At 47.1% G+C, this 24,856-nt stretch carries 23 protein-coding genes; 22 read left to right on the top strand and 1 reads right to left on the bottom strand.

Translation table 11 applies throughout. The annotated features are described in order from the left end of the window. Positions 1–150 precede the first annotated feature (150 nt). From KH172YL63_RS20775 to KH172YL63_RS20755, 5 genes are all read left to right on the top strand, one after another. Positions 151–804: a TetR/AcrR family transcriptional regulator gene (locus KH172YL63_RS20775; RefSeq protein WP_232066070.1), complete on the top strand. Its 654-nt coding sequence runs from the start codon at positions 151–153 to the stop codon at positions 802–804. After that, positions 801–4,067: a fused isobutyryl-CoA mutase/GTPase IcmF gene (gene icmF / locus KH172YL63_RS20770; RefSeq protein WP_173107862.1), complete on the top strand. Its 3,267-nt coding sequence runs from the start codon at positions 801–803 to the stop codon at positions 4,065–4,067. Before KH172YL63_RS20775 ends, icmF begins: the two co-directional genes overlap by 4 nt. 232 nt (positions 4,068–4,299) lie before the next feature. Beyond that, positions 4,300–4,482, top strand: a complete 183-nt coding sequence (locus KH172YL63_RS20765; RefSeq protein WP_173107861.1) for a hypothetical protein — start codon at positions 4,300–4,302, stop codon at positions 4,480–4,482. Between the two features lie 160 nt (positions 4,483–4,642). After that, positions 4,643–5,191 carry a DNA-directed RNA polymerase subunit delta gene (gene rpoE, locus KH172YL63_RS20760; protein ID WP_173107860.1) on the top strand — a complete coding sequence of 183 codons (549 nt, stop codon included), beginning with the start codon at positions 4,643–4,645 and terminating at the stop codon, positions 5,189–5,191. A 384-nt stretch (positions 5,192–5,575) separates the two neighbouring features. After that, positions 5,576–7,180 carry a CTP synthase gene (locus KH172YL63_RS20755; protein WP_173107859.1) on the top strand — a complete coding sequence of 535 codons (1,605 nt, stop codon included), beginning with the start codon at positions 5,576–5,578 and terminating at the stop codon, positions 7,178–7,180. 274 nt (positions 7,181–7,454) lie between these two features. On the opposite strand, the gene KH172YL63_RS20750 is transcribed toward KH172YL63_RS20755, so the two are convergent. Next, positions 7,455–7,979, bottom strand: coding sequence for a DUF2529 domain-containing protein (locus tag KH172YL63_RS20750; RefSeq protein ID WP_173107858.1), 525 nt, complete (start codon positions 7,977–7,979; stop codon positions 7,455–7,457). A 197-nt stretch (positions 7,980–8,176) separates the two neighbouring features. Between KH172YL63_RS20750 and KH172YL63_RS20745 the strand changes: the two genes are divergently transcribed. The 17 genes from KH172YL63_RS20745 to KH172YL63_RS20665 all read left to right on the top strand — a co-directional run bounded on the left by KH172YL63_RS20745 (position 8,177) and on the right by KH172YL63_RS20665 (position 24,720). Further along, positions 8,177–8,539, top strand: coding sequence for a response regulator (locus KH172YL63_RS20745; RefSeq protein WP_138780836.1), 363 nt, complete (start codon positions 8,177–8,179; stop codon positions 8,537–8,539). Positions 8,540–8,719: 180 nt separating this feature from the next. Continuing rightward, entirely contained in the window at positions 8,720–9,577 is an 858-nt protein-coding gene (locus KH172YL63_RS20740; protein ID WP_173107857.1) for a class II fructose-bisphosphate aldolase, read from the top strand. A 175-nt stretch (positions 9,578–9,752) separates the two neighbouring features. Further along, on the top strand, positions 9,753–10,394 hold the full coding sequence (gene fsa / locus KH172YL63_RS20735) for a fructose-6-phosphate aldolase (protein ID WP_173107856.1): 642 nt from the start codon (positions 9,753–9,755) through the stop codon (positions 10,392–10,394). 174 nt (positions 10,395–10,568) lie between these two features. Further along, the gene (locus KH172YL63_RS20730) at positions 10,569–11,852 is read left to right on the top strand and encodes a UDP-N-acetylglucosamine 1-carboxyvinyltransferase (protein WP_173107855.1); all 1,284 of its coding nucleotides are present in this window, start codon (positions 10,569–10,571) and stop codon (positions 11,850–11,852) included. A 243-nt stretch (positions 11,853–12,095) separates the two neighbouring features. Further along, positions 12,096–13,058, top strand: a complete 963-nt coding sequence (gene glpX, locus KH172YL63_RS20725) for a class II fructose-bisphosphatase (RefSeq protein ID WP_173107854.1) — start codon at positions 12,096–12,098, stop codon at positions 13,056–13,058. Between the two features lie 511 nt (positions 13,059–13,569). Further along, complete coding sequence (gene rho, locus KH172YL63_RS20720) at positions 13,570–14,832, top strand: transcription termination factor Rho (protein WP_173107853.1); 1,263 nt, start codon at positions 13,570–13,572, stop codon at positions 14,830–14,832. 221 nt (positions 14,833–15,053) lie between these two features. Further along, positions 15,054–15,266 carry a 50S ribosomal protein L31 gene (gene rpmE / locus KH172YL63_RS20715; protein ID WP_138780848.1) on the top strand — a complete coding sequence of 71 codons (213 nt, stop codon included), beginning with the start codon at positions 15,054–15,056 and terminating at the stop codon, positions 15,264–15,266. A gap of 304 nt (positions 15,267–15,570) precedes the next feature. Then, positions 15,571–16,182 carry a thymidine kinase gene (locus KH172YL63_RS20710; protein ID WP_173107852.1) on the top strand — a complete coding sequence of 204 codons (612 nt, stop codon included), beginning with the start codon at positions 15,571–15,573 and terminating at the stop codon, positions 16,180–16,182. A 207-nt stretch (positions 16,183–16,389) separates the two neighbouring features. Beyond that, complete coding sequence (locus KH172YL63_RS20705; RefSeq protein ID WP_173107851.1) at positions 16,390–16,842, top strand: hypothetical protein; 453 nt, start codon at positions 16,390–16,392, stop codon at positions 16,840–16,842. A 145-nt stretch (positions 16,843–16,987) separates the two neighbouring features. Continuing rightward, positions 16,988–18,061 (top strand): peptide chain release factor 1, encoded by a 1,074-nt coding sequence (gene prfA, locus KH172YL63_RS20700; RefSeq protein WP_173107850.1) that lies wholly within the window; start codon positions 16,988–16,990, stop codon positions 18,059–18,061. Continuing rightward, on the top strand, positions 18,062–18,934 hold the full coding sequence (prmC, locus tag KH172YL63_RS20695; protein ID WP_173107849.1) for a peptide chain release factor N(5)-glutamine methyltransferase: 873 nt from the start codon (positions 18,062–18,064) through the stop codon (positions 18,932–18,934). A gap of 318 nt (positions 18,935–19,252) precedes the next feature. Further along, positions 19,253–19,978 (top strand): stage II sporulation protein R, encoded by a 726-nt coding sequence (spoIIR, locus tag KH172YL63_RS20690; RefSeq protein WP_173107848.1) that lies wholly within the window; start codon positions 19,253–19,255, stop codon positions 19,976–19,978. Between the two features lie 183 nt (positions 19,979–20,161). Beyond that, on the top strand, positions 20,162–20,602 hold the full coding sequence (locus KH172YL63_RS20685; RefSeq protein WP_173107847.1) for a GNAT family N-acetyltransferase: 441 nt from the start codon (positions 20,162–20,164) through the stop codon (positions 20,600–20,602). Between the two features lie 362 nt (positions 20,603–20,964). Continuing rightward, positions 20,965–22,005, top strand: coding sequence for an L-threonylcarbamoyladenylate synthase (locus tag KH172YL63_RS20680; RefSeq protein ID WP_442858747.1), 1,041 nt, complete (start codon positions 20,965–20,967; stop codon positions 22,003–22,005). A gap of 142 nt (positions 22,006–22,147) precedes the next feature. After that, entirely contained in the window at positions 22,148–22,702 is a 555-nt protein-coding gene (locus KH172YL63_RS20675; RefSeq protein ID WP_173107846.1) for a manganese efflux pump MntP, read from the top strand. 270 nt (positions 22,703–22,972) lie between these two features. After that, a complete protein-coding gene (locus KH172YL63_RS20670) occupies positions 22,973–23,413 on the top strand; it encodes a low molecular weight protein arginine phosphatase (RefSeq protein WP_442858746.1) in 441 nt (146 codons plus the stop codon). 17 nt (positions 23,414–23,430) lie between these two features. Continuing rightward, entirely contained in the window at positions 23,431–24,720 is a 1,290-nt protein-coding gene (locus tag KH172YL63_RS20665) for a methyl-accepting chemotaxis protein (protein WP_173107844.1), read from the top strand. The last annotated feature ends 136 nt before the right edge of the window (positions 24,721–24,856 follow it).

Genomic DNA, 24,856 nt, shown 5'->3' with positions numbered 1-24,856 from the left:
TTAGGCACCAATGGGCTTAATAGGGTTTCGTAGCAGTTAGCGTGCCAGCCCCGGTGCTTGCACATATGAAAGGCCGTCTGCTTTGTTGGGGGATGAAGCAGATGGTTTGGGGTCAATGGGAGAAATGGATTGTAAAGGCGGTCGGTTGTTTTGGATAAGAAGAGGGAAGTTCATGCTTCTGTTAAGGATGAGCGTTTGGTGGAGAAGCGGCGTGACCAGATGATCCGGGGGGCCGTCTCTTTGTTTAAACAAAAGGGGTTTCATCGCACCACGACAAGGGAGATTGCCAAGGCCGCCGGATTCAGTATCGGAACGCTGTATGAATATATACGAACAAAGGAAGATGTCTTGTATTTGGTGTGTGACAGCATTTATGAGCAGGTCCGTCTGGAGCTTGAGAAGCTGGATGTGGGCAAGGGGACGATCGAAAGCCTGAGGCTTGGCATCGCCCATTATTTTCAGGTGATGGACAGGATGCAGGATGAGGTACTCGTCATGTATCAGGAAGCGAAGTCGTTATCGAAGGATGCCCTTCCGTACGTCCTCAGGAAGGAACTTGAGATGGTCGGGATGGTGGAAGACCTCATCAAGGGCTGCGTGGAAAGCGGAAAGCTTGAGCTTGATGCGAATCAGATCCATATGCTTGCTCAAAATGTGTTCGTCCAGGGACAGATGTGGGGATTCCGTCGCTGGGCGATGCAAAAGCGGTTTACGCTTGAGGAATATATCGAGCTTCAAATCGAACTGCTCTTTACAGGCATCATCGGATTTGAAAAACAAGGGAGAACAGGGGGAGTAATATGAGCACGGTTGAGATTTATAAACCAAAGCATCATGTCCGTTTCGTCACGGCATCGAGTCTGTTCGACGGACATGACGCGTCGATCAACATAATGCGCCGGATCATTCAGGCAAGTGGGGCGGAAGTGATCCACTTGGGCCACAACCGTTCTGTGGAAGAAGTCGTCAATGCCGCTATTCAAGAAGATGTTCAGGGGATTGCGATTTCATCTTATCAGGGCGGTCACGTCGAATACTTCAAATATATGTACGACCTGCTAAAAGAAAGAGGGGCATCCCACATCCGCATCTATGGCGGAGGGGGCGGTGTCATCATCCCGAGGGAAATCAAAGAGCTTCATGAATACGGGATCGCCCGCATTTTCTCTCCTGAAGACGGACGGACGCAGGGTCTTCAAGGCATGATCAACGATATGATCGAAGAATGTGATTTCCCGACAATCAAAGGGAGTTTGAATCAAGAAGTGGAGAAGCTGTCCAGCGGGAATGTGAATACAGTTTCCAAGTTGATCTCACTCGCCGAGTACCAGGTAGGGGCAAATGAAGAAGTGGCGGCAACGGCTCAGACAGTCTTCTCTGAAATCAAGAATCTGGCGAAAAAAGCACCGGTCCTCGGAATCACCGGGACAGGCGGCGCCGGGAAGAGTTCCTTGACTGATGAGCTCATCCGCCGCTTCATCAACGAGCTTCCTGAGAAGAAAATCGCGATTTTGTCCATCGATCCTACGAAACAAAAGACGGGCGGGGCCCTTCTTGGGGACCGGATCCGTATGAATGCAATTTTCAATCCACGTGTTTATATGCGAAGCCTTGCCACACGCGGGTCGAAAACGGAACTTTCCCTTGCGATCAAGGATGCGATCAATGTCGTGAAGGCGGCAGGATATGACCTGATCGTCGTTGAAACGAGCGGAATCGGGCAGGGGGATGCGGAAATCGCTGAAATCTGCGACATGTCCATGTACGTGATGACGAGTGAATTCGGTGCGCCGTCACAGCTTGAGAAGATCGATATGATCGACTTTGCAGACTTGATCGTCATCAATAAGTTCGAGCGAAAAGGCTCGGAGGATGCAAGGCGTCAGGTGCAGAAGCAGTATCAGCGCAGTCATATGCTGTTTGACAAAGACCTGGATGACATGCCGGTGTACGGCACGATCGCAAGTCAGTTCAATGACCCGGGAACGAACGCACTGTTTGCAGCGGTCATTGAAACGGTGAACAAGAAAATGGGGCTGGACTGGAAGACGGGATTCACGAAAAATGCTGACGTGGAAAAGCAGAACGTCATCATCCCGAACAACCGCCGATACTATCTCCGTGAAATCGCCGAAACGGTGCGGCATTATCATAAAAAAGCCGAAGAGCAGGTCAAGCTTGCACGCAGGCTGTTCCAGCTTGAAGGGGCGATCGAAGCAGTAAACGAAAAAGAAACCAATGATGGGGTCATCACATCCCTTCAAACGCTGAAAGAAGAAGTCGAAAATAAGCTGACAGCAGAATCAAAACAGATTTTACAAAAATGGGACAGCTTGAAAGAGACATACAGCAAGGATCAGTTTGTCACGAAAATCCGTGATAAGGAGATTATCACTGAATTAAAGACAAAGAGCTTATCCGGTCTCGATATCCCAAAAGTGTCGCTTCCGAAATATAAGGACTACGGCCAGATCCTTGACTGGGTGTATAAAGAAAATGTGCCAGGCTCATTCCCTTATACAGCAGGCGTGTTTCCTTTTAAACGGAAAGGGGAAGATCCGAAGCGCCAGTTCGCAGGGGAAGGGACACCGGAACGGACGAACCGCCGCTTCCACTATCTGTCGAAGGATGATGATGCGAAGCGACTCAGTACGGCATTTGATTCGGTGACATTGTACGGGGAAGATCCGGACCACCGTCCTGACATCTATGGAAAAGTCGGGGAGAGCGGCGTCAGCATCTGTACGCTTGAAGACATGAAGAAGCTGTACGCGGGCTTCGATCTGTGTGCACCGTCCACGTCGGTTTCAATGACAATCAACGGCCCGGCACCGATCATCCTTGCCATGTACATGAATACAGCAATTGATCAGCAGATCCGCATGAAGGAAGAAGAGCTTGGCCGCGTGCTTACGGTCGAGGAATATGTGGAAGTGAAGGAACAGACGCTGCAGGTTGTTCGGGGAACGGTTCAGGCAGATATCCTGAAAGAAGACCAGGGACAAAACACTTGTATCTTCTCAACGGAATTTGCCCTGCGCATGATGGGGGATATCCAGCAGTACTTCATTGATCACAAAGTGAGAAACTACTACTCTGTATCGATTTCCGGCTACCATATTGCAGAAGCGGGAGCAAATCCGATTTCCCAGCTCGCCTTTACATTGGCGAATGGCTTCACTTATGTGGAGTACTACTTAAGCCGTGGAATGGACATCAATGCGTTTGCACCGAACCTATCCTTCTTCTTCTCAAACGGGCTCGACCCTGAATATACGGTGATCGGCCGTGTGGCACGCCGCATCTGGTCAACGGTGATGCGTGATAAATATGGTGCGAACGAACGGAGTCAAAAGTTGAAGTATCACATCCAGACATCAGGACGTTCCCTGCATGCCCAGGAAATTGACTTCAATGACATCCGCACGACACTTCAAGCGTTGATGGCCCTGCAGGATAACTGTAACTCCCTGCATACGAATGCCTATGATGAAGCGATCACGACACCGACCGAGGAATCGGTTCGCCGGGCGATGGCGATCCAGATGATCATCACAAAAGAACACGGATTATCAAAAAATGAAAATCCGCTTCAAGGATCGTTCATCGTCGAAGAGCTGACCGACCTTGTTGAAGAAATGGTGTTGACGGAATTTGACCGCCTGAATGACCGGGGCGGGGTGCTCGGCTCGATGGAGACCCAGTATCAACGCGGGAAAATCCAGGAAGAATCGATGTTCTACGAAATGAAGAAACATTCGGGAGAGCTTCCGATCGTCGGGGTGAACACATATCTGAATCCGAATCCTCCTTCAGAAGAGCAGATGGACAGCATGGAACTCGCACGTGCGACGAAGGAAGAAAAGGAAACGCAAATTCAGAACCTGCGGGAGTTCCAATCACAGCACGAAGATAAAACCGAAGAAGCCCTCAACCGTTTGAAGCAGGCGGCAGTCGGCGGCGGCAATATCTTTGAAGAACTGATGGAAACGGTCAAAGTCGCAAGCCTCGGGCAAATTACCCGTGCCCTCTATGAAGTGGGCGGACAGTACCGCCGCAATATGTAACGACTGAAAGGAAGATGAGACTACTGTTCTAGGCAGTGGTCTCTTTTTTCAAGAAAGCCGTTCAGAGGTAAAATCCATCCGCCAAGTTTAAAAAGTCTCCAAACCGTCTATCCTTTATACGGAATCAACCAATTTTTAACATGATCTTAATGGTTATAGGGTAGGATTTCCTATATAATGAGAATTGTCAGACTAGTGAGCGGAGACGATACAAACGTTTGGATGTGAAACTGTGAAGACCCTTTTACGTTACATAACATTGATCATCATCATTTATATCGCGGTCCTCTTATATCAGATTCAGCTGGGCGCAATCCCTTTCTTACTGTTTTCCTTCTATTTATTCTATGAAGCATACCGTGTGTTGAAGAATAGTCAGAAAGAAGAGGCCGGGGAAGGCGGAAGACCCTCCTGAAGCAGGCTGCGAAAAAAATGATAGAATTACGAGATAGGTATAGCATAAAGTCTTTTTTATTGTTTATAATGATTAATATGGTTAAAATTGATAATGGAGAATTTTTGCCCTTTTTTACTCTACCAAGTAGAGTGTGAAATAGAGAAAGGAAGTGCGTAAAGTGAGTCTAAAACAGTTATCCAAAGAAGAATTACGTCAAACATCTTTTATTGAGTTGGCACATGAAATATTAGCAACGAAGAAGAAGGCAATGGCCTTCGAAGAAATCGTAAAGGAAATCAAGGGTCTTCTTGAAATCTCCGATGAAGAGGTACGCAGCCGTTTGCTTCAATTCTACACAGATATGAACATCGATGGCCGTTTCCTTGCAATGGGAGACAACACATGGGGACTTCGTGAATGGTACCCTGTTGATCAAATCGAGGAAGAAACCGTGCCTACGATGAAATCAAGCAAGAAGAAAAAATCGAAGAAAAGCGATGACGAAGATCTGGACTTTGAAGATTTCGATGACCTCGATGATGAAGACCTTGATTATGAGGATCTGGATGATGCCGATGATGAAGATGATCTGACAGATGACGAGGACGATCTTTCAGATGATGATGATGATGATACGGATGAAGATCTTGAGATCGATGAAGATGACGAGGATCTTGACATTGACGAATTGGACGAAGATGACGAGGACGAAGAAGAGGAGAAATAATCCCGGATTCATTCCATTTTCCGACATGATTCTATGCTTGACTTCTTCCGTCTCGGAAGGTAGTATTTTATTTGGGCTCCTTAAAAAAGGACGAATAACGTATATCACGCTCCCCTTACTTGATTGTAAGCGGGGCGTTTTTTGTTTTTATAAAGAAGAAACACTGTCACATCAGGGCTTTTACTTCCTTTATGAGTAACGTTTCACCCCTTACATTCGGATGTATATTGATCATAAGAGGCTGTCTTTAGCTGTTTATGGAAATGGATTTATTTTAAAAGAATGGACTTGTCCTTCTTTGAACAAGATAAATTCATGACATGACTACAAATAGACACCCTCTACTTTTTTTGAACCACACATATTTTGAAGGGGGACATATACATGACTAAGTATATTTTCGTAACAGGCGGCGTAGTGTCGTCACTAGGGAAAGGGATCACAGCAGCGTCCCTTGGAAGACTATTAAAAAACCGTGGGGTAAGCGTCACGATCCAGAAGTTCGATCCATACATCAACGTGGATCCGGGAACGATGAGTCCTTATCAGCACGGTGAAGTATTCGTAACGGACGACGGTGCGGAAACGGATCTTGACTTAGGTCACTATGAGCGTTTCGTTGATATCAATCTGACGAAGTACAGCTCTGTGACAACAGGTAAAATCTATTCAACGGTTCTGAAAAAAGAGCGCCGCGGTGACTATCTTGGCGGAACGGTGCAGGTCATCCCGCACATCACCAATGAAATCAAAGAGCGCGTTTACCGTGCCGGCCGCGAAACAAATTCAGACGTTGTCATCACAGAGATCGGTGGAACGGTTGGGGATATTGAGTCTCTTCCATTCCTTGAAGCGATCCGTCAAATCAAGAGCGACGTGGGCCGTGACAATGTCATGTACATCCACTGTACGCTTGTTCCTTACATCAAGGCGGCCGGTGAAATGAAGACGAAGCCGACTCAGCACAGCGTGAAAGAACTGCGCAGCCTTGGCATCCAGCCAAATGTCATTGTCGTTCGTACAGAAATGCCAATGACGCAAGATATGAAGGATAAGATTGCCCTATTCTGTGATATCGATAAAAATGCTGTCATCGAAGCAATGGACGCAGATACATTATACTCTGTACCACTTGCACTTCAGGACCAGAAGCTTGACGAAATCACATGTCAGCACCTGAAGCTCGACTGCCGCGAAGCAGAGATGACCGAGTGGAATGAACTGGTTGACCGGGTGAAGAACCTGTCCCGCAAAACGACGATCGCCCTTGTCGGTAAATACGTTGAATTACAAGATGCGTATATTTCCGTTGTGGAAGCACTTCGTCACGCAGGGTATCACTTCGACAGCGATATCGAAGTAAGATGGTTGAATTCTGAACTGATTGACAATGATAATGTAGCTGAAAAGCTTGCAGGGGTCGATGGAATCCTCGTACCTGGCGGCTTCGGTGACCGTGGAGTAGAAGGAAAGATCTCTGCTACCCAATACGCACGTGAAAATAAAATTCCTTTCCTCGGAATCTGCCTTGGAATGCAGCTTGCATCTGTAGAGTATGCACGTAACGTACTTGGTCTGGAAGGCGCTCACTCTGCTGAGTTGAATCCTGAAACGCCATATCCGGTCATCGATCTATTACCGGAACAAAAAGACATCGAAGACCTTGGCGGAACACTTCGCCTCGGACTGTATCCATGTAAGCTGACAAAAGGTTCAAAAGCCTATACAGCCTACGATGGAGAAGTGGTATACGAGCGTCACCGCCACCGCTTCGAGTTCAACAATCACTACCGTGAGCAAATGGAAAAAGCCGGTTTCATCTTCTCAGGCACAAGCCCGGATGGCCGCCTGGTGGAAATCATCGAGTTGAGCGACCACCCATGGTTCGTTGCTTCTCAATTCCATCCTGAGTTCACATCACGTCCGACACGTCCACAGCCTCTGTTCAGAGACTTCGTGGAAGCGTCACTTGCTTACGGCGGGAAATAAAATTGGCATAGAAAAAGCTCTCCTTTATCGGGAGAGCTTTTTTTGTGTATTTTTCAATATAGAAGTGCTTGAAGAGACAGGCTGTTCTCGCAAACTTGGTGCGTCGAAGCGCCTCCATGGTTGGACAGGGACCATATCTCGAAATTATAAAACAACAACGCATTTATTAGAATAGCCTTCCGCCCGAGGAAAGGTCCTGCATGGAAATCAACTGTGGTGTTCAAAAACAAAATACATTTTGTATATTTGCCCTGGAATTCCATCCTCCAGATTCCTATTCCTCATATTCCTCCAGCATCTCACGGATCACAAAGCCCAGTGCGAAATAGAGGTAAAGGGCAGCCATGCTGGACGGGAAGCTGACACGCTCGCCGATTTCTTCGCCGGGAAGCATCCCCTTAATCAATTTTGTATCAAGGTGTACATCGGCAAGGTTCAAGAGACTCTCTTCTCCTTCCACCACACCTGATACTGCTACAAATGGAACGCCTGCATCGGCCAATTTACGGCCGAGCGCCACAGCTTCTTCATCGGTTGAAAATCGGGTAAGAATCAGTACGCGGTCTGCTTCCGTGATAGTGGTGGAAGCATCCAGTCTTTTGGCAGACGGCAGAGGCTCTGCACCGTATAGCGCTTCTGCAGTGACAGCTTCCATTTCGCCGTATCCCTTAATATAGATGTTTCCCTGGCCGATTGCAGCCTGTGCGAGGAGGCGGGCACCGTCCTCGATTTCAAATTCCTGTTTATCATACATGCGTTTGAACAGTCCCGTTAACTGGGTTGTGAACATTTTAATCATAGAATATAAACTCCTTCATTTTTACTTCGACATTTGTCATCATAACGCTTATTATAAAGGGGAAAAAGGTCTGGGGCAAAATCTCTGTTGCGGGCAGGATTTTAACAGAAAAAAGAGAATAAGTAATATATATACAATTAACGGTTTGCTTATAGGAGTAATACATAATTTACTTTAATGTGAAGGGGAATGGAAGTATGAATGAGAAAATTCTGATTGTAGACGATCAATTTGGTATTAGAATACTATTGAATGAAGTGTTACAAAAGGAAGGCTACCAGACGTTTCAGGCAGCAAACGGGATCCAGGCGCTGGAGATCGTTGATAAGCACTCCCCTGATTTGGTTTTATTAGATATGAAGATCCCCGGGATGGATGGTATTGAAATTCTGAAACGGATGAAACAGAAGGATGCGGATATCCGCGTCATCATCATGACCGCATACGGTGAGCTCGACATGATCCAGGAAGCGAAAGACCTGGGAGCGCTTACTCATTTCGCGAAGCCTTTTGATATTGATGATATCAGAAAAGCAGTCAAACAATATATTCCAGCTTAACTCTTTTGTTTGAATAGTGAAAATAGTAGTATTTTTAACAATTCGCCTCTGCAGTTGGTAAAATCAATTGTGTTTTGGTATGATACAAGTGAAATTGCAAACAATGTCATAAGGTGCCCGATACCGGACCGCCATTTCTATCAGAATGGTGCACTGACTGAATAAAAGGAGGAAATAACCATGCCTTTAGTTTCTATGAAAGACATGCTTATCAAAGCAAAAGAAAACAGCTATGCTGTAGGTCAATTCAACCTGAATAACCTTGAGTTCACTCAAGCGATCCTGCAAGCTGCAGAAGAAGAGAAATCACCTGTCATCCTTGGTGTATCTGAAGGTGCAGCCCGTTACATGAGCGGATTCAAAACAGTTGTGAAAATGGTTGAAGGTCTTATGGAAGACTTAAACATCACAGTACCTGTTGCAATCCACTTAGACCACGGTTCAAGCTATGACAAATGTAAAGAAGCAATCGATGCAGGTTTCACATCTGTTATGATCGATGCTTCTCACGGTCCTTTCGAAGAGAACATTGAAATCACTTCTAAAGTGGTAGAATATGCTCATTCTAAAGGTGTTTCTGTTGAAGCTGAGCTTGGAACTGTCGGTGGACAAGAAGATGACATCATCGCTGATGGCGTAATCTATGCAGATCCTAAAGAGTGTCAAGAGCTAGTGGAACGCACTGGTATCGACACACTTGCACCTGCACTAGGTTCTGTTCACGGTCCTTACAAAGGTGAACCAAACCTTGGATTCAAGGAAATGGAAGAAATCGGAGCAGCTACTGGTGTACCTCTAGTACTTCACGGCGGAACTGGAATCCCTACAAAAGATATCCAAAAAGCGATTTCTTACGGAACAGCTAAAATCAACGTAAACACTGAAAACCAAATTGCTTCTGCTAAAGCAGTACGTGAAGTACTTGCAGCGGATACAGAAGTCTATGACCCACGTAAATACATGGGGCCAGCTCGTGAAGCGATCAAAGCGACAGTTGCTGGTAAAATGCGCGAATTCGGTTCTTCTAACCAAGCGTAATGACAGGTAATGTTTGGAAATGGTGTCTGATGTAGATTAGACCCTGTCCAATCGTGGTAGAAAAAGAATGATGTTGAGGGATGGGACTGGCACCAGGAGAGGTTTGATACTGGGTCAGTCCCTTCCGTTCCTTTAAAATAGATTGAAAATTTTGTCGAAAAAGGGGTAAAAGGACATGAAATTTTTCATTGACACAGCAAACATGAGTGAAATTAAAGAAGCATTTGAATGGGGTATCATTTCAGGGGTGACAACCAATCCGTCGCTTGTAGCCAAGGAGAAAGGCGTCACATTTGAAGACCGCTTGAAGGAAATCACGGATCTTGTCCCTGGTTCTGTCAGTGCGGAAGTCATCGCGACAGACGCGGAAGGCATGATCAAAGAGGGACGGGAGCTGGCAAAAATCGCGCCAAATATTACGGTGAAGCTGCCGATGACACCGGATGGATTGACGGCTGCATCGACTTTCGCTAAAGAAGGGATCAAGACGAATGTTACATTGATCTTCAGTGCGAACCAGGCTTTGCTTGCAGCACGTGCAGGAGCCACCTACGTATCACCGTTCTTAGGCAGACTGGATGATATCGGTCAGGACGGACTGGAACTTGTTTCCCAGATTGCTGAAATCTTTGCGATTCACGAACTGGAAACTGAAATCATCGCAGCATCCACCCGCCACCCGCAGCACATTACGGAAGCGGCACTGAGAGGGGCTCATATTGCCACTGTCCCACTTAAAGTATTAAAGCAAATGTTCCAGCATCCCCTTACAGACAAAGGAATCGATGCATTCCTGAATGACTGGAACAACCGCTAGCGTATAGGTCGATCGGTCCACACGAAAAAAATTCGATTCTCCTATACATGTTTTGACGAAATATGTATACACTAGTAGACAATACTTCTTAGAACGTCTTCTATTGGAAAAATAATCCTTTCTGTTATTGGTGAGGAGAAGTCTGAGCCGATGAACAGTGGAAGGGAGTTTAATATGGAAAAGCTAAAAATTGCAGGAGGATATCCCCTTGAAGGCACCATTAAAGTCAGTGGGGCCAAAAATAGTGCGGTAGCCTTGATCCCGGCAACGATCCTGGCTGATTCACCGGTCACGATCGAAGGTTTGCCGGACATCTCTGATGTAAGGACACTGAAGAGCCTGTTAGAGGAAATCGGTGGCACAGTCGCGTTGGATGATGGGGAAATGAGTGTCGATCCAAGCCGGATGGTATCCATGCCGCTGCCAAGCGGAAAAGTGAAGAAGCTCCGTGCTTCTTATTACCTGATGGGCGCCATGCTTGGACGCTTCAAAAAGGCTGTCATCGGACTGCCTGGCGGCTGCCACCTTGGTCCCCGTCCGATCGATCAGCATATAAAGGGATTTGAAGCCCTCGGTGCAGAAGTCACCAATGAACAAGGTGCGATTTATTTGCGCGCCGATGAACTGAAGGGCGCCCGCATCTATCTTGATGTCGTCAGCGTCGGGGCAACAATCAACATCATGCTTGCCGCGGTCCGTGCCAAAGGGCGTACAATCATCGAAAATGCCGCGAAAGAACCTGAAATCATCGATGTCGCAACATTACTCAGCAATATGGGCGCGAAAATCAAGGGTGCCGGTACCGACGTCATCCGTATAGACGGAGTGGACGAGCTTCACGGCTGCCGTCACACCATCATCCCTGACCGGATCGAAGCGGGAACATTCATGATCCTGGCTGCGGCAGTAGGAAAAGGAGTACTCGTAGACAATGTCATCCCATTACATATGGAATCAGTCATTGCAAAGCTCCGTGAAATGGGCGTGCCCGTTGAAACGAATGATGATCAGATCTTTATCGGCCAAGCGGACAAGCTCAAATCTGTCGATGTCAAAACGCTTGTGTATCCAGGTTTCCCTACTGATCTTCAGCAGCCGTTCACAACCTTGCTGAACCGTGCGGAAGGATCTGCCGTCGTAACGGATACGATCTATTCAGCACGTTTCAAGCACATTGATGAGCTTCGAAGAATGAATGCGACAATCAAGGTAGAAGGCCGCTCTGCGATCGTCAACGGTCCTGTCCAGCTGCAGGGAGCCAAAGTGAAGGCAAGTGACCTCCGTGCAGGAGCCGCCCTTGTCATTGCCGGCTTAATGGCAGAAGGAATCACCGAAGTGACGGGCCTTGAGCACATCGATCGCGGGTACAGCGACCTCGTTGCCAAACTCGAAGGACTCGGTGCCACGATCTGGCGTGAAAAGATGTCTGCGGAAGAACTGGAGCAGTTGAAGTCGTAAATGTATCATGTACAGGTGATCGATTCCTCCGGGAAATCGATCACCTGTAGCATATTTTGAAGGACCGTTTTTGCAACGTTTTTCCTCCGTTTCCTGAAAATCAATGAATTTCCACCCCATTGTGTCCTACTTTTTTAGAAAATAAGTCTCTCGAAACGCTTTAATGTGTTACAATAAATCTGTTAATATGTTATACAATTGAACGTGATTGTAAAACAAAAGGGATTACGGGAGGCTATATACATGGAAAGAAGTTTATCAATGGAGCTTATTCGAGTAACAGAAGGGGCTGCCCTTGCATCGGCGAGATGGATGGGTCGCGGGAAGAAGGATGAAGCAGATGACGCTGCTACTTCTGCTATGCGCGACGTGTTCGATACGGTTCCGATGAAAGGGACGGTTGTCATCGGTGAAGGCGAAATGGATGAAGCTCCGATGCTTTATATCGGTGAGAAATTAGGGACCGGCTACGGCCCGCGTGTTGACGTGGCCGTCGATCCGCTCGAAGGGACGAACATCGTTGCTTCAGGTGGCTGGAATGCACTTGCGGTACTTGCAGTGGCAGATCATGGGAACCTACTGAATGCACCGGATATGTATATGGACAAAATTGCGGTCGGACCGGAAGCTGTCGGGAAGATCGATATCAACGCTTCGGTCATCGACAATTTGAAAGCCGTTGCAAAAGCGAAGAACAAGGACATTGAAGATGTGGTCGCAACCGTCCTGAATCGTCCGCGTCATGAACAGATTATCCAACAGCTGAGAGAAGCAGGTGCCCGCATCAAGCTGATCAACGATGGTGATGTGGCCGGGGCCATGAACACCGCATTCGATCATACCGGTGTCGACATCCTGTTCGGATCAGGAGGCGCGCCTGAAGGTGTCCTTGCAGCGGTTGCGCTGAAATGTCTTGGCGGAGAAATTCAAGGAAAGCTGCTTCCTCAAAACGATGCTGAGCTTCAACGCTGTATCGGAATGGGGCTTGATGTGAACAAAGTGCTTCGGATGGAAGATCTGGTATGCGGTGACGATGCAATCTTTGCAGCAACCGGTGTAACAGACGGGGAGCTGTTGAGGGGCGTCCAGCTGAAAGGGGCATATGGTCTGACCCACTCAGTTGTCATGCGTGCCAAGTCCGGAACCGTCCGCTTCATCGACGGCCGACACAGCCTTCAGAAGAAGCCGAACCTTGTAATGAAATAATAGATAAAGATACGACGAGAGAGAAACCAACTCTTCACATATAAGGGAGCGGGATGGGACGAGCGAGTCCCCATCCCCACTCTTATCACTCACTTTTACCCTTCAAAGGTCGGAAAAATACTGCCTATCTACCAAACTTGCCTTCCTTTTATGCCCCGGTTATTGATTCTTAATGAAAAGATGGTTACAATAGATAAGGTTTAAATCTTCAGTATTTTTCTTTATATTTATGCTTCAACATTATTCTTCATTTTAGAAAAATCTACCCGATTTTGACGCTTTCCAGAGATCCCCTATAGTGATTGCATGAGACCTGCTGAACGAGCGGTATTCACTCTCCATGCCTACTGGGAAATTCTCTTAATGGAAAGCCATTTAGCACAAGAGATTGTTCAGAGTTGGATGTGACCGGTTTCTGGATGAAGCGGACAACCCCTTACAGTCAAACGGCATTCTCTTCTTAGATCTTATATTCAATCAGCAGGACAAATTAATAAAGCGTGGTGTCATAATGGAAGAACTAACAATCTCTAGCTTGGAAAACATGAAGCTGAAAGAGCTTTATGAGCTAGCCAAACAATACAAAGTTTCTTATTATAGCAAATTAACAAAAAAAGAATTGATTTTTGCCATCTTGAAGGTGCGTGCAGAACAAGAAGGCTTCTTCTTCATGGAAGGTGTCCTGGAAATCATCCAGTCAGAGGGCTTCGGATTCTTGCGTCCAATCAACTACTCACCAAGCTCTGAGGACATTTATATTTCTGCATCCCAGATCCGTCGTTTCGACTTGAGAAATGGTGACAAAGTGTCAGGGAAGGTCCGTCCCCCGAAAGAAAACGAACGTTATTTCGGATTGCTTCACGTGGAAATGGTCAACGGGGAAGAGCCGGATTCAGCTAAGGAGCGCGTGCATTTCCCAGGCTTGACGCCGTTGTATCCAGATCGTCAGATGAAGCTTGAAACAGAACCGAATAAAATCTCGACCCGCATCATGGACTTGATTGCACCGGTCGGTTTCGGTCAGCGTGGGCTTGTCGTTGCCCCGCCTAAAGCCGGTAAAACGATGCTGATCAAGGAGATCGCAAACTCGATCACAACGAACCATCCGGAAGCGGAATTGATCATCCTCCTCATCGACGAGCGACCAGAGGAAGTAACGGATATCGAACGTTCGGTGGAAGCGGAAGTCGTAAGCTCGACGTTCGATGAAGTACCGGAAAATCATATTAAAGTGGCGGAACTGGTACTTGAACGTGCGATGCGTCTCGTCGAGCATAAGCGCGACGTCATCATCCTGATGGACAGCATCACCCGTTTGGCCCGTGCGTACAACCTGGTCATCCCGCCAAGCGGACGGACGCTTTCAGGCGGTATCGACCCTGCTGCGTTCCACCGTCCGAAGCGATTCTTCGGTGCTGCCCGTAATATTGAAGAGGGTGGAAGCTTGACGGTTCTTGCTACTGCACTTGTAGACACCGGTTCCCGTATGGACGATGTGATTTATGAAGAGTTCAAAGGAACAGGGAATCTTGAACTTCACCTTGACCGTGCGCTTGCCGAAAGACGCATCTTCCCGGCAATCGACATCCGCCGTTCCGGAACGCGCCGCGAAGAGCTGCTCGTCAAACCGGATCATTTGGAGAAGCTGTGGGCGATCCGCAAAGCCATGTCCGATCAGCCTGATTTCGCCGAGAAGCTGATGCGCAAGCTGAAGCAATCGAAGACAAATGAAGAGTTTTTCAATGTCTTGACAGAAGAGTCGAAGAAGCGTTAATCTAGTATCCGAAGCTTTATAAAGGGACAAATGATGACTGTAACTTCCAATTTTTCAGGTTGCAAATATTGCATGTCCTTGTTATAATAGTGTCAATGTGTTTTAAAAAATGGATGTGGTAAGGGGCTGGCAATCACTCTCATGCTTATGCTCATATCACATATATCTTCGTAATAAATTACTCTGTCTCAGATGATTCAGGGCGGAAGGAGATGAAAGTAATGAAATCAGGAATTCATCCTAAGTACAACATGATCAAAGTTAGCTGTGCTTGCGGTAACGAATTTGAAACTGGTTCTGTAGCGGAAGAAATGCGCGTTGAGGTATGTTCTGAATGCCATCCATTCTACACAGGCCGTCAGAAATTCGCTGATGCAGGTGGTCGTGTTGACCGTTTCAACAAAAAATACGGTCTTAAAAATCAACAACAATAATGAAGAGCCAGAAAGCCCTCTCGAACGCCTTTGTGCCTAGGCACGAATGTTCCGGGCTTTCTCTTCTATCAGAAAAACAGGCAAGGATCTTCATGCTTGCCTGTTTTTTTACGTCAAGAAGCAAAGTGTGGGAAAATAGAGGCAGTTCCAATTGAGCTGTGCCTCTTTTTTTCTGCCAAATTACTGAATTTCAAGCATTTTTCCCGTACATAAAGGAATGCTTTATAATAAAGAATCGTTCATTTATCCTAACAGTCAGACTGTTTAACTATAGAATAATGTGTAAGGAAGGAGAGGCGCTTTCGTGTATGTCATGAAACAAACGGGTTGGGTGGAAGTCATTTGCGGCAGCATGTTCTCAGGGAAATCCGAGGAACTGATCCGCCGTGTGCGCCGCACTCAATTTGCAAAACAGGAAATTGCTGTGTATAAGCCAAAATTAGATAATCGCTATAGCGATGAATCGGTTGTATCTCATAATGGTACCTCTGTTATTGCCAAAGCAGTAGAGGGATCCCGTGTCATCCTCGATGACCTGAATCCAGAGGTGGATGTGGTTGCGATCGATGAGGTGCAATTTTTCGATGAAGGCATCGTTGAAGTTGTCCAAACGTTAGCGAACAGCGGATACCGGGTGATCCTCGCAGGTCTTGATCAGGACTTCCGGGGAGAGCCGTTCGGTCCGATGCCGTTCTTAATGTCGATTGCCGAGCAAGTGACGAAGCTTCAAGCCGTTTGCGCAGTATGCGGCTCTCCTGCAAGCCGTACACAGCGATTGATCAATGGCGAACCGGCATGCTATGATGACCCGGTCATCCTCGTCGGTGCATCAGAAGCCTATGAGCCGAGATGCCGCCATCATCACGAAGTCCCAACCGGGATGAGCGTCACGCCTGATATGGTGAAAGAAAGCTAAAGAATGAATGAGAACAAAGCCGTGGAGATGCGGCTTTGTTTTTTTATGGGGAAATAATGTGGCAATGAGGCGGAACCGTGTTGGGGTGATTCAGGATTGTAAAGATTTTAATAACATATATTTCCTATAAGCTTATCCATGTCTCCATTCAGACCTGTGCATATCCACCCTCCTTCAGGAAATCCTAACATCAGGAGGTGTCACATCATGAAAAAACTTATGTCCGCTTTGCTCTTTACACTTTTCTTACTGTTGATCACTGCATGCGGTGTGAATCAGGAGTCGGAATATGGTATCCATCAGGATGGGGGCGGGACCCGCTTCATCGATAATAAAATGGCAGAAATGGATAAACGCCAGGATGAGAACGTAAGGGAAATCACCGATCAAAACCCGAATTTCCCGAACTTGACGAATTCACCGGGTGCGACTTCGAACAGGATGGGGGAGTTTGAAGATAAGGCCCGGGAAGTGGTCAGGGAAAACTCAAGATTTGAGCCTGATGAAGTATGGATCAATGGCGAGAAAATGTGGGTGACTGCCCATACGAAGAAAGAGATGACGATGGCGGAGACGAACAAAGAGGAAGCGATGCTGAAAGAAACGCTTCAAAAAGCGATTCCCCGCTATGATATCCAAGTGAAAATCATCGAAAGATAATTGTGGGTGGATACAGGTCAGGATGCTGATCTGTCCGCCTTTTACATAGGAAAGTCCACAGTTTGCCTCCCTTGATGCTCCTTGTGTTTACCACTTTCATATAATATAATTAGACTGTTATGGATTAAAATTGAGGTGAATAGCTGTGTTCGATCGTTTACAAGCAGTGGAAGATCGCTACGATAAGTTAAATGAATTGTTGAGTGATCCAGAAATTGTGAATGACCCAAAGAAGCTAAGAGATTATTCAAAAGAACAATCAGACATCCAAGCAACGGTAGAAGCATATCGAGAATATAAAGAACTTTCTGGGCAGTATAAAGACGCCAAGGCGATGCTGGATGATAAGCTTGATGCAGATATGCGCGAAATGGTGAAGGAAGAAGTTTCCGAGCTTGAAGAGCAAATCGAAGCATTGGAAGCCCGTCTGAAAATATTATTGATTCCGAAAGACCCGAACGATGACAAGAACGTAATCATGGAGGTCCGTGGTGCTGCAGGTGGGGATGAAGCCGCACTGTTTGCCGGTGACCTTTACCGCATGTACAGCCGCTACGCTGAATCACAAGGCTGGAAGATCGAAGTCATGGAAGCGAACTCCACCGGTGTCGGTGGATACAAAGAGATCATTTTCATGATCAACGGGAACGGCGCATTTTCAAAGATGAAATACGAAAACGGTGCCCACCGTGTACAACGTGTGCCTGAAACAGAATCGGGCGGACGTATCCATACGTCGACTGCAACGGTAGCGTGCCTTCCGGAAGCCGAGGAAGTCGAAGTGGATATCCACGATAAAGACATCCGTGTCGACACATTCGCATCCAGCGGACCAGGGGGACAAAGTGTCAACACGACCATGTCGGCCGTCCGTTTGACGCACATGCCAACAGGTGTCGTCGTATCCTGTCAGGATGAAAAATCACAAATCAAAAACAAAGAGAAAGCAATGAAAGTATTGCGCGCTCGTGTTTACGATAAATTCCAACGTGAAGTACAGGCGGAGTACGATGCAAATCGTAAGTCAGCCGTTGGTACTGGTGACCGTTCGGAACGTATCCGTACGTACAATTTCCCACAAAACCGTGTCACGGATCACCGTATCGGCCTGACGATCCAAAAGCTTGACCAAATCCTTGAAGGGAAGATGGATGACGTCATCGATGCACTGATCATCGAAGACCAAACCAAACTCCTTGAAAGAATGGAACAAGCGTAAGTGACAGCTGTTACAGTATTTGAAGCCCTTAAATGGGCTTCTTCTTTTTTAGTGGAACAGAACCGTGATGAAAATGTGGGAGAAATCTATTTACGGCATCTGATGGGACTATCCCGTTCGCAACTGCTCGCAGAACAGCGGAGGTCCGTTCCTCAAGAAATGTGGGATAAATTTCAGAAAGGGATACACGAGCATGTCGGTGGTGTGCCGATTCAGCATATTATCGGAGTCGAGGAGTTCTATGGCCGGACGTTTGTCGTCAATGGGCATGTGCTCATCCCGCGTCCGGAAACCGAAGAGCTGGTCTATTTCGCTTTGGAGAAGGTGAAAGCACTTTTCCCTGATAAAGAGGTACCGTTACAGGCAGCGGATATTGGAACCGGAAGCGGTGCGATCGCGGTCACGTTCAAGCTTGAAGCGGCGCGCCCTTCTCTCTCTATGACCGCAGTGGATATTTCTCGGGAAGCGTTGGCCGTTGCCAGGGAAAACGCTGACAGGCTGGGAGCGGATATCGACTTTTTGGAAGGGGACCTGCTTCAGCCGATGATCCGTGACGGCCGCAGGCTCGACATTCTTCTATCGAACCCTCCCTACATTCCGTTGACCGATCGGGAGACCTTATCGGAAGTAGTCGTCGGCCACGAACCGGAACTCGCTTTATTCGGCGGGGAAGATGGCTATGATCTCTATAAGCGATTCATGGAAGAACTGCCTTCCGTGATGAAGGAACGCTTCCTCATCGGTTTTGAAGTCGGTGTAGGTCAGGGGCAGACCGTCGCAGCATTGCTGAAGGCAACATTCCCAGAAGCTGAAACAGAAGTCGTCAATGATATTAATGGAAAAGATCGCATGGTGTTTTGTGTGAGAAAATAGTAGGTTTGGCCTCCGGTTGTGGTGATCGGGGGCTTTTTTGTGTGGAAAATGAAGTGGTGGATGTTTTTGTGGGGGGGTTGTAGTGGTTTTAGGCTGGTGGGCCATGCTGTATTATCGAGTTTGGGGCATTTATTATCGACTTTAAGGATATATTATCGAGTTCGGTCCACTTATTATCGACTTTCCAAAATATATTATCGAGATCTCCCCATTTATTATCAACTCTTCCCTTCGCAGCCTCCTCATCAAAAAAATGTTATTTTACTAGTTTAAGATTCGCCCCTTTTGACAAGACTGTTTTACTGAGGGGGAGAGGAAATGAAAACAAAACATACTGTACTATTATATATCTTGATTCTATCATTAGGAACGATTCTAAGTTTATATATACCGAAACAGGAAATGGCGGCACAGGAGGCGACGGTGATCCCGGAAGAAGCAATCAGGCTGCGGATTTTGGCCAACAGTGATCTGGAGGAAGATCAGGCGGTGAAAAGGCTGGTCCGGGATGAAGTGAATAAGGAGATCACGAAGTGGGTGGCGGAGCTGACGTCACAGGATGAAGCGAAAACAGTGATCAAAGCCGGTCTTCCTGAGCTTCAAATGATTGCGGAAAAGGTAGTGGCAGCAGAAGGCATGGATCAATCGGTGAAAGTGGATTTTGGAAAAGTGAATTTTCCTACAAAACTGTACGGTCAGTATCTTTATCCGGCAGGGGAATATGAAGCGGTGCTGATTACGTTAGGGAAAGGGGAAGGGGCGAATTGGTGGTGCGTCCTTTATCCGCCTCTCTGCTTCCTTGATTTCTCCACAGGCACGGCAGTCAGAAGTCCGGGATTTGAAACGACCGTAGAAGCAAGCGGCAACGAAGTGACTGAAGTGGATCCTGAAGAAGCTGCGGTGGAAACGGGTGCGAACCGGGAAGAATCCCGCATGGTCAACGAGATCCAGCCGGACCCGGTCTTTGTAGAAGAGGGGGAAGAGGAAGAAGTAGAGGTTCGCTTCTTCGTAGTAGACTTGTTCAAAGGTATATTCAGTAAGTAGGGTGGAAGCTTCATCTTTAGGGATGGGGCTTTTTTTACGCTGTCACTTAGAAACGAAGGTCGGATTTCGACTCCTTCAGGGAAACAGTACTTTTAAAACTAGCTTTCTACCAATTTCAGTTCTATCTTCTCTTTCTCCTCATACATATAAACTAGGGTATAAGAGAATAAGGGGGATGGGATGATGTTGAAAGTGATTCGTCAGGCAAACCATGAGGACATTCATGAAGTGGTTGCCTTTTTATTGAAAGCGGGATTGAGTACAGAAGGGGTCAAGGATGGCATTGATTGTTTTTTAGTAGTGGAGGACGAGGAAGACCGGCTCATCGGGACGCTTGGAATCGAGGTTCAAGGAAAAATTGGACTGCTTCGCTCGCTTGTTGTTACCTCGTCATTTGAAAGTGAAGAATTGTTTGCCCTCTTTCAGGAAATTTTAAAGCTGGCAAAAGAAAAGGAACTGCAGCGACTCTACTTAATCTCGAATCGCAAAGCATCGCTGACGTTTTTCGATTTATTAGGTTTTCAACAGGAGAAGGAAGCGACTGTGGACGAGCTGAAGCCTTTCGTGCACGCCCAGAAGTTATCCACAGTGGATAACTGCATTACGATGAAGCTGGATCTTTAGATTTTTCGACAAAAATCTCTGAATGTTAAAATAGCGGTGAAATAACGTGGTAATTGACTGAATCATTTCTTGATGAAAAATGGTTCAGTTTTTTTGTGTGGATCATTCGACAAATTCCTTCAGGGAGGACTAGAGACAGGGTGAGAGGATAACTATCTCTTTTTTCAGAATTATTCACACCATCCACAGGTTTATCCACAGTTATAAGAAGAGAATCTTCAGTTTGTGGATAATACTTGAGAATTCAAAGGGTTTCTTTTATACTTTCAAAGAAGCGTGGTGGGGAAATACTTGATAATCCAGTATTCTTCACTCTTAAAATGTAAAGAAGAAGCTTGAAATGATAAAGGTGGATGACATAGATGATGAAACATTGGATTGTGGAAAGTGATGTGGATAAAAACAAAAGTTATCCACAAATTGTGGATGCAGCGAAGTTTCTTCAGCAGGATGAAGTGGTGGCGTTCCCGACTGAGACGGTTTACGGGCTTGGTGCAAACGCCACATCTGATTCAGCTGTGGGGAAAATCTTCGAAGCGAAAGGCAGACCGTCGGATAATCCACTGATTGTCCACATATCAAATAAAGGGCAGCTAAACGGACTTGTGGCACACATTCCAGACGTTGCGGAGAAGCTGATCGATGCTTACTGGCCGGGACCCCTTACGATTATTTTTGAAAAAAAAGCCGAAGTATTCTCTGAAAAGGTGACGGCAGGATTGGACACGGTGGCGATCCGGATGCCAGATCACCCTGTGGCCCTTGCGATCATAGAAGCCGCCGGACTTCCGATTGCGGCGCCGAGTGCGAATCGTTCAGGCAAACCGAGCCCGACAACAGCAGATCATGTGATCGACGATTTGCAAGACCGGATCGCAGGTGTAGTTGATGGCGGTGAAACGGGGGTAGGTGTGGAGTCGACGGTGGTGGACTGTACCGGTGCGGTGCCTGTCATCTTGCGACCGGGCGGCGTCACGAAGGAGCAGCTTGAAGAAGTCGTCGGAGCTGTTGAAGTGGATCCTTCCTTGAAAGAAGGAAAAGGGGCCCCGAAATCCCCAGGCATGAAATATACCCACTACGCACCGGACGCGCCGGTCTATTTAGTGGACGGGACACGGGCTGATTTGCAGAGACTGGTGGATGAGAAAAAAGCGGAAGGCCTGAAGGTTGGGGTGATGACGACTGCGGAATACTTGGAGGAGTTTGAAGCGGATCTCATCTTGTCTGCAGGGCGTCGCGATGACTTGAGTACGGTCGCCCATCATTTGTATGATACGCTCCGTGCTTTTAATAGAAGTGATGTGGATATCATCTTTGCCGAGATGTTCCCGGAAGAGGGAGTCGGCCTTGCGATCATGAACAGATTGCAGAAAGCGGCCGGATACCGTGTCATAAAAGGATAATGTGAAGTTGATCAGACCCTGTCGCAGTGGTGAGCGGCGGGGCTTTTTTTATGGGCTCATACATGTGTATTTGTCATTCTAATTCCCGGTGGACGTGCATAAATTTGTCTTGAAGGCATGTCCGGAGGGGGAAGAAATAAAGATGACAGCGATGATAGGAGAATTGGTGACACTGATGTTGATGGCATTTGCCCTTGGGATGGATGCCTTTTCGATCGGGATCGGAATGGGGATGTTGAGGCTCAGATTAAAACAAATTTTTTATATAGGATTGGTTGTCGGCATCTTTCATGTATGGATGCCGATGTTCGGGATGATAACCGGGAAATTTTTATCAGAAACATTCGGGGACCTTGCCGCATACGCTGGCGGGCTGCTTTTGATCGTGCTGGGGATTCAGATGTTCATGGCGAGCTTTAAGGAAGAGGAAGCGTCCCTCATCTCCCCGGTGGGCTTCGGCTTGATCCTTTTCGCCTTGAGCGTCAGTCTGGACAGCTTTTCTGTCGGGCTCACACTCGGGATCTTCGGAGCCAGGACAGCCGTTGCCCTTTTCTGCTTCGGAATCGCCGCGACCGTCCTTACTTGGGCAGGATTGCTGATCGGACGGAGATTTCAGGGAGTGCTCGGGAATTATAGCGAGGCGCTCGGGGGAAGTATTCTGTTTGCCTTCGGGGTGAAGCTGCTGCTGCCGATTTAACTTTGATGAAGGTCCGTCCCCCGGCGGGCTTTTTTTGTGTTGGTAGGGGCTGAACGAGCCGCCTGCGCTTTAAGTGTATCCAGCTCCTGCGGGTAGTCCCTCGAGGTCATAAGCTAAATATGCCAAAAAGGCAAAGAACGCCTTTCCGGAATATTCAACTTATGCTTGTCGGGCCTGACCGAGCCGCCTACGCTTTAAGTTATGTATTCTTTGTGAATGGACTATGGGCGGATTGGAAAATATTTTATAATAGGCATGAAGGAGGTGGACGTGATGAATATTTTATTTGTTTGTACGGGAAATACGTGTCGCAGCCCTATGGCGGAAGCGGTGTTGAGGCATAGGGGCAAGGGTGCTTTTGAGGTGAAATCTGCAGGGGTCTTTGCGATGGATGGAAGCGATACCTCAAATCAGACTAAAGAAGTGCTCCAAGAGAACGATATAATACATAGACACGAATCGAGTTCATTGACGAAAGAGCGTTTGGACTGGGCAACCTATATTTTTACGATGACGTCGAATCATAAACGGGCGATTGTGGATCAATATCCTCATGTGGCAGACAAGATTTTCACATTGAAGGAATTTGTCCTTGAAGATCCTGTTGATTTGGACGTGTCGGATCCGTATGGGGGAAGTGTGGACATCTACAGACATACATACAGAGAACTGGATTCATTGATTGAAGCGTTAATTAAAAAGCTTGGTTGAGACAGGGAGAGAAAAGGATGGGGAAAGTGAACAGTTACAAGTCGGGTCTTAGAAAGAAATTAGTCTTCTTTATCACGCTTCTGGCAGTGGTAACGTATTCCACAAGTGCACTTTTTATTTATTTTATTAAACCTACTTTTGCACCGGATATGAACGAGCTGATGTTTACGATCATGACGCTCGGCATGGGGATCTTCTGGTCGGCGGTATTGGCCTTTTTCGCGGCAGGATTCATCGTGAAGCCGTTGCAGCGATTGGAGCAGGTCGCCCTGAAGGCTGCTGAAGGGGATATTGCAATCGATGTGGAAGTGCCGAAATCAGATGATGAAATCCGTTCCCTAGCGCTTGCGTTTAACCGCATGCTGCATAACCTGCGGGATATGGTATCTTCCATCGACGAGAATTTCACAAAAACGAATTCGAATGTCATTGAGCTGTCAAAATCATCGGAAATCGCGTCAACGCAAGCGGATTCCATCTCGAAGACGATCCGTGAGATTTCAGCCGGTGCAGAAAGTTCTGCAACAGCGATCCAATCGACGGCTGAATCTGTTGAGGATGTGATCCGGATTGCCCGGGAAGTTCAGAATCATTCGAAATCATCGGAGCACATTTCTAAAAACATGGTAACGGAGCTTCAAGGAAGTAAAGAGGTCATCCATTCCCTAGTTGAAGGCATCAGCCGCCTGGCAAAAGGAAATGAAGATTCATTGGACGCTGTCCGCAGACTTGAAGACAATGCGAAAAAGGTAGAGCAGATTATCCAGCTTGTCGGGGATATCGCGAACCAAACGAACCTCCTCGCCCTCAATGCATCCATCGAAGCGGCACGGGCCGGTGAGCACGGTAAAGGATTTGCCGTCGTGGCAGAAGAAGTCCGCAAGCTTGCAGATGAGAGCGGCACAGCCGTTCAAGGCATTTCCGAATTGATCAAAAACATTCAGACCGAAGTTGGGAATGTAGTCGGACAAATTACCACTCAGGTACAGTCGGCTAATTCGGAAGCGGAAAAAGGAACCCAAACCAATGAAATGATCGAAACGATGACAACGACGATCCATGAAGTGGCCGATGCAGTCAAAAATATCTCAGTCCTCGTCGACCAGCAGATGGACAGCATCCAACTCACTTCACAGCAATCACAGGAAGTAGCCGCAATTGCCGAAGAAACGTCCGCAGGGGCATTGGAAGTGTCCGATTCAACCAGGGAACAAGCGGTCGTGATGAATGATGTAGAGAAACTTGCGCTTAACCTGAAAGAACAGGCAGAATCACTGAAAAACACAATCACACGTTTTCATTTATAGTCAAGACAGACATGGGGGAATCCTGTGTCTGTTTTTTTATAGGGCTCACCGCCTGCCCCGCGGAAAGCGAGTATCTGGAGCGGAAATCAACCGCATCTGACTCGTTTAAAAAACAATGTTCACGAAAACAGTTTTA

Origin of the sequence: Bacillus sp. KH172YL63 (genome assembly GCF_011398925.1) — a bacterium.
Lineage (GTDB): Bacteria > Bacillota > Bacilli > Bacillales > Bacillaceae_B > Rossellomorea.
This window is presented reverse-complemented; position numbering and strand designations above follow the sequence as displayed.

What these genes read in the sequence shown, in the direction of transcription:
- rpmE (WP_138780848.1), top strand. Translation starts at nt 15,054, where the DNA reads ATGAAATCAGGAATTCATCCTAAGTACAACATGATCAAAGTTAGCTGT.
- KH172YL63_RS20745 (WP_138780836.1), top strand. Translation starts at nt 8,177, where the DNA reads ATGAATGAGAAAATTCTGATTGTAGACGATCAATTTGGTATTAGAATA.
- rho (WP_173107853.1), top strand. Translation starts at nt 13,570, where the DNA reads ATGGAAGAACTAACAATCTCTAGCTTGGAAAACATGAAGCTGAAAGAG.
- KH172YL63_RS20685 (WP_173107847.1), top strand. Translation starts at nt 20,162, where the DNA reads ATGTTGAAAGTGATTCGTCAGGCAAACCATGAGGACATTCATGAAGTG.
- KH172YL63_RS20755 (WP_173107859.1), top strand. Translation starts at nt 5,576, where the DNA reads ATGACTAAGTATATTTTCGTAACAGGCGGCGTAGTGTCGTCACTAGGG.
- KH172YL63_RS20730 (WP_173107855.1), top strand. Translation starts at nt 10,569, where the DNA reads ATGGAAAAGCTAAAAATTGCAGGAGGATATCCCCTTGAAGGCACCATT.
- spoIIR (WP_173107848.1), top strand. Translation starts at nt 19,253, where the DNA reads ATGAAAACAAAACATACTGTACTATTATATATCTTGATTCTATCATTA.
- KH172YL63_RS20705 (WP_173107851.1), top strand. Translation starts at nt 16,390, where the DNA reads ATGAAAAAACTTATGTCCGCTTTGCTCTTTACACTTTTCTTACTGTTG.
- fsa (WP_173107856.1), top strand. Translation starts at nt 9,753, where the DNA reads ATGAAATTTTTCATTGACACAGCAAACATGAGTGAAATTAAAGAAGCA.
- KH172YL63_RS20680 (WP_442858747.1), top strand. Translation starts at nt 20,965, where the DNA reads ATGATGAAACATTGGATTGTGGAAAGTGATGTGGATAAAAACAAAAGT.
- KH172YL63_RS20675 (WP_173107846.1), top strand. Translation starts at nt 22,148, where the DNA reads ATGACAGCGATGATAGGAGAATTGGTGACACTGATGTTGATGGCATTT.
- KH172YL63_RS20740 (WP_173107857.1), top strand. Translation starts at nt 8,720, where the DNA reads ATGCCTTTAGTTTCTATGAAAGACATGCTTATCAAAGCAAAAGAAAAC.
- glpX (WP_173107854.1), top strand. Translation starts at nt 12,096, where the DNA reads ATGGAAAGAAGTTTATCAATGGAGCTTATTCGAGTAACAGAAGGGGCT.
- KH172YL63_RS20750 (WP_173107858.1), bottom strand. Translation starts at nt 7,979, where the DNA reads ATGATTAAAATGTTCACAACCCAGTTAACGGGACTGTTCAAACGCATG.
- KH172YL63_RS20665 (WP_173107844.1), top strand. Translation starts at nt 23,431, where the DNA reads ATGGGGAAAGTGAACAGTTACAAGTCGGGTCTTAGAAAGAAATTAGTC.
- icmF (WP_173107862.1), top strand. Translation starts at nt 801, where the DNA reads ATGAGCACGGTTGAGATTTATAAACCAAAGCATCATGTCCGTTTCGTC.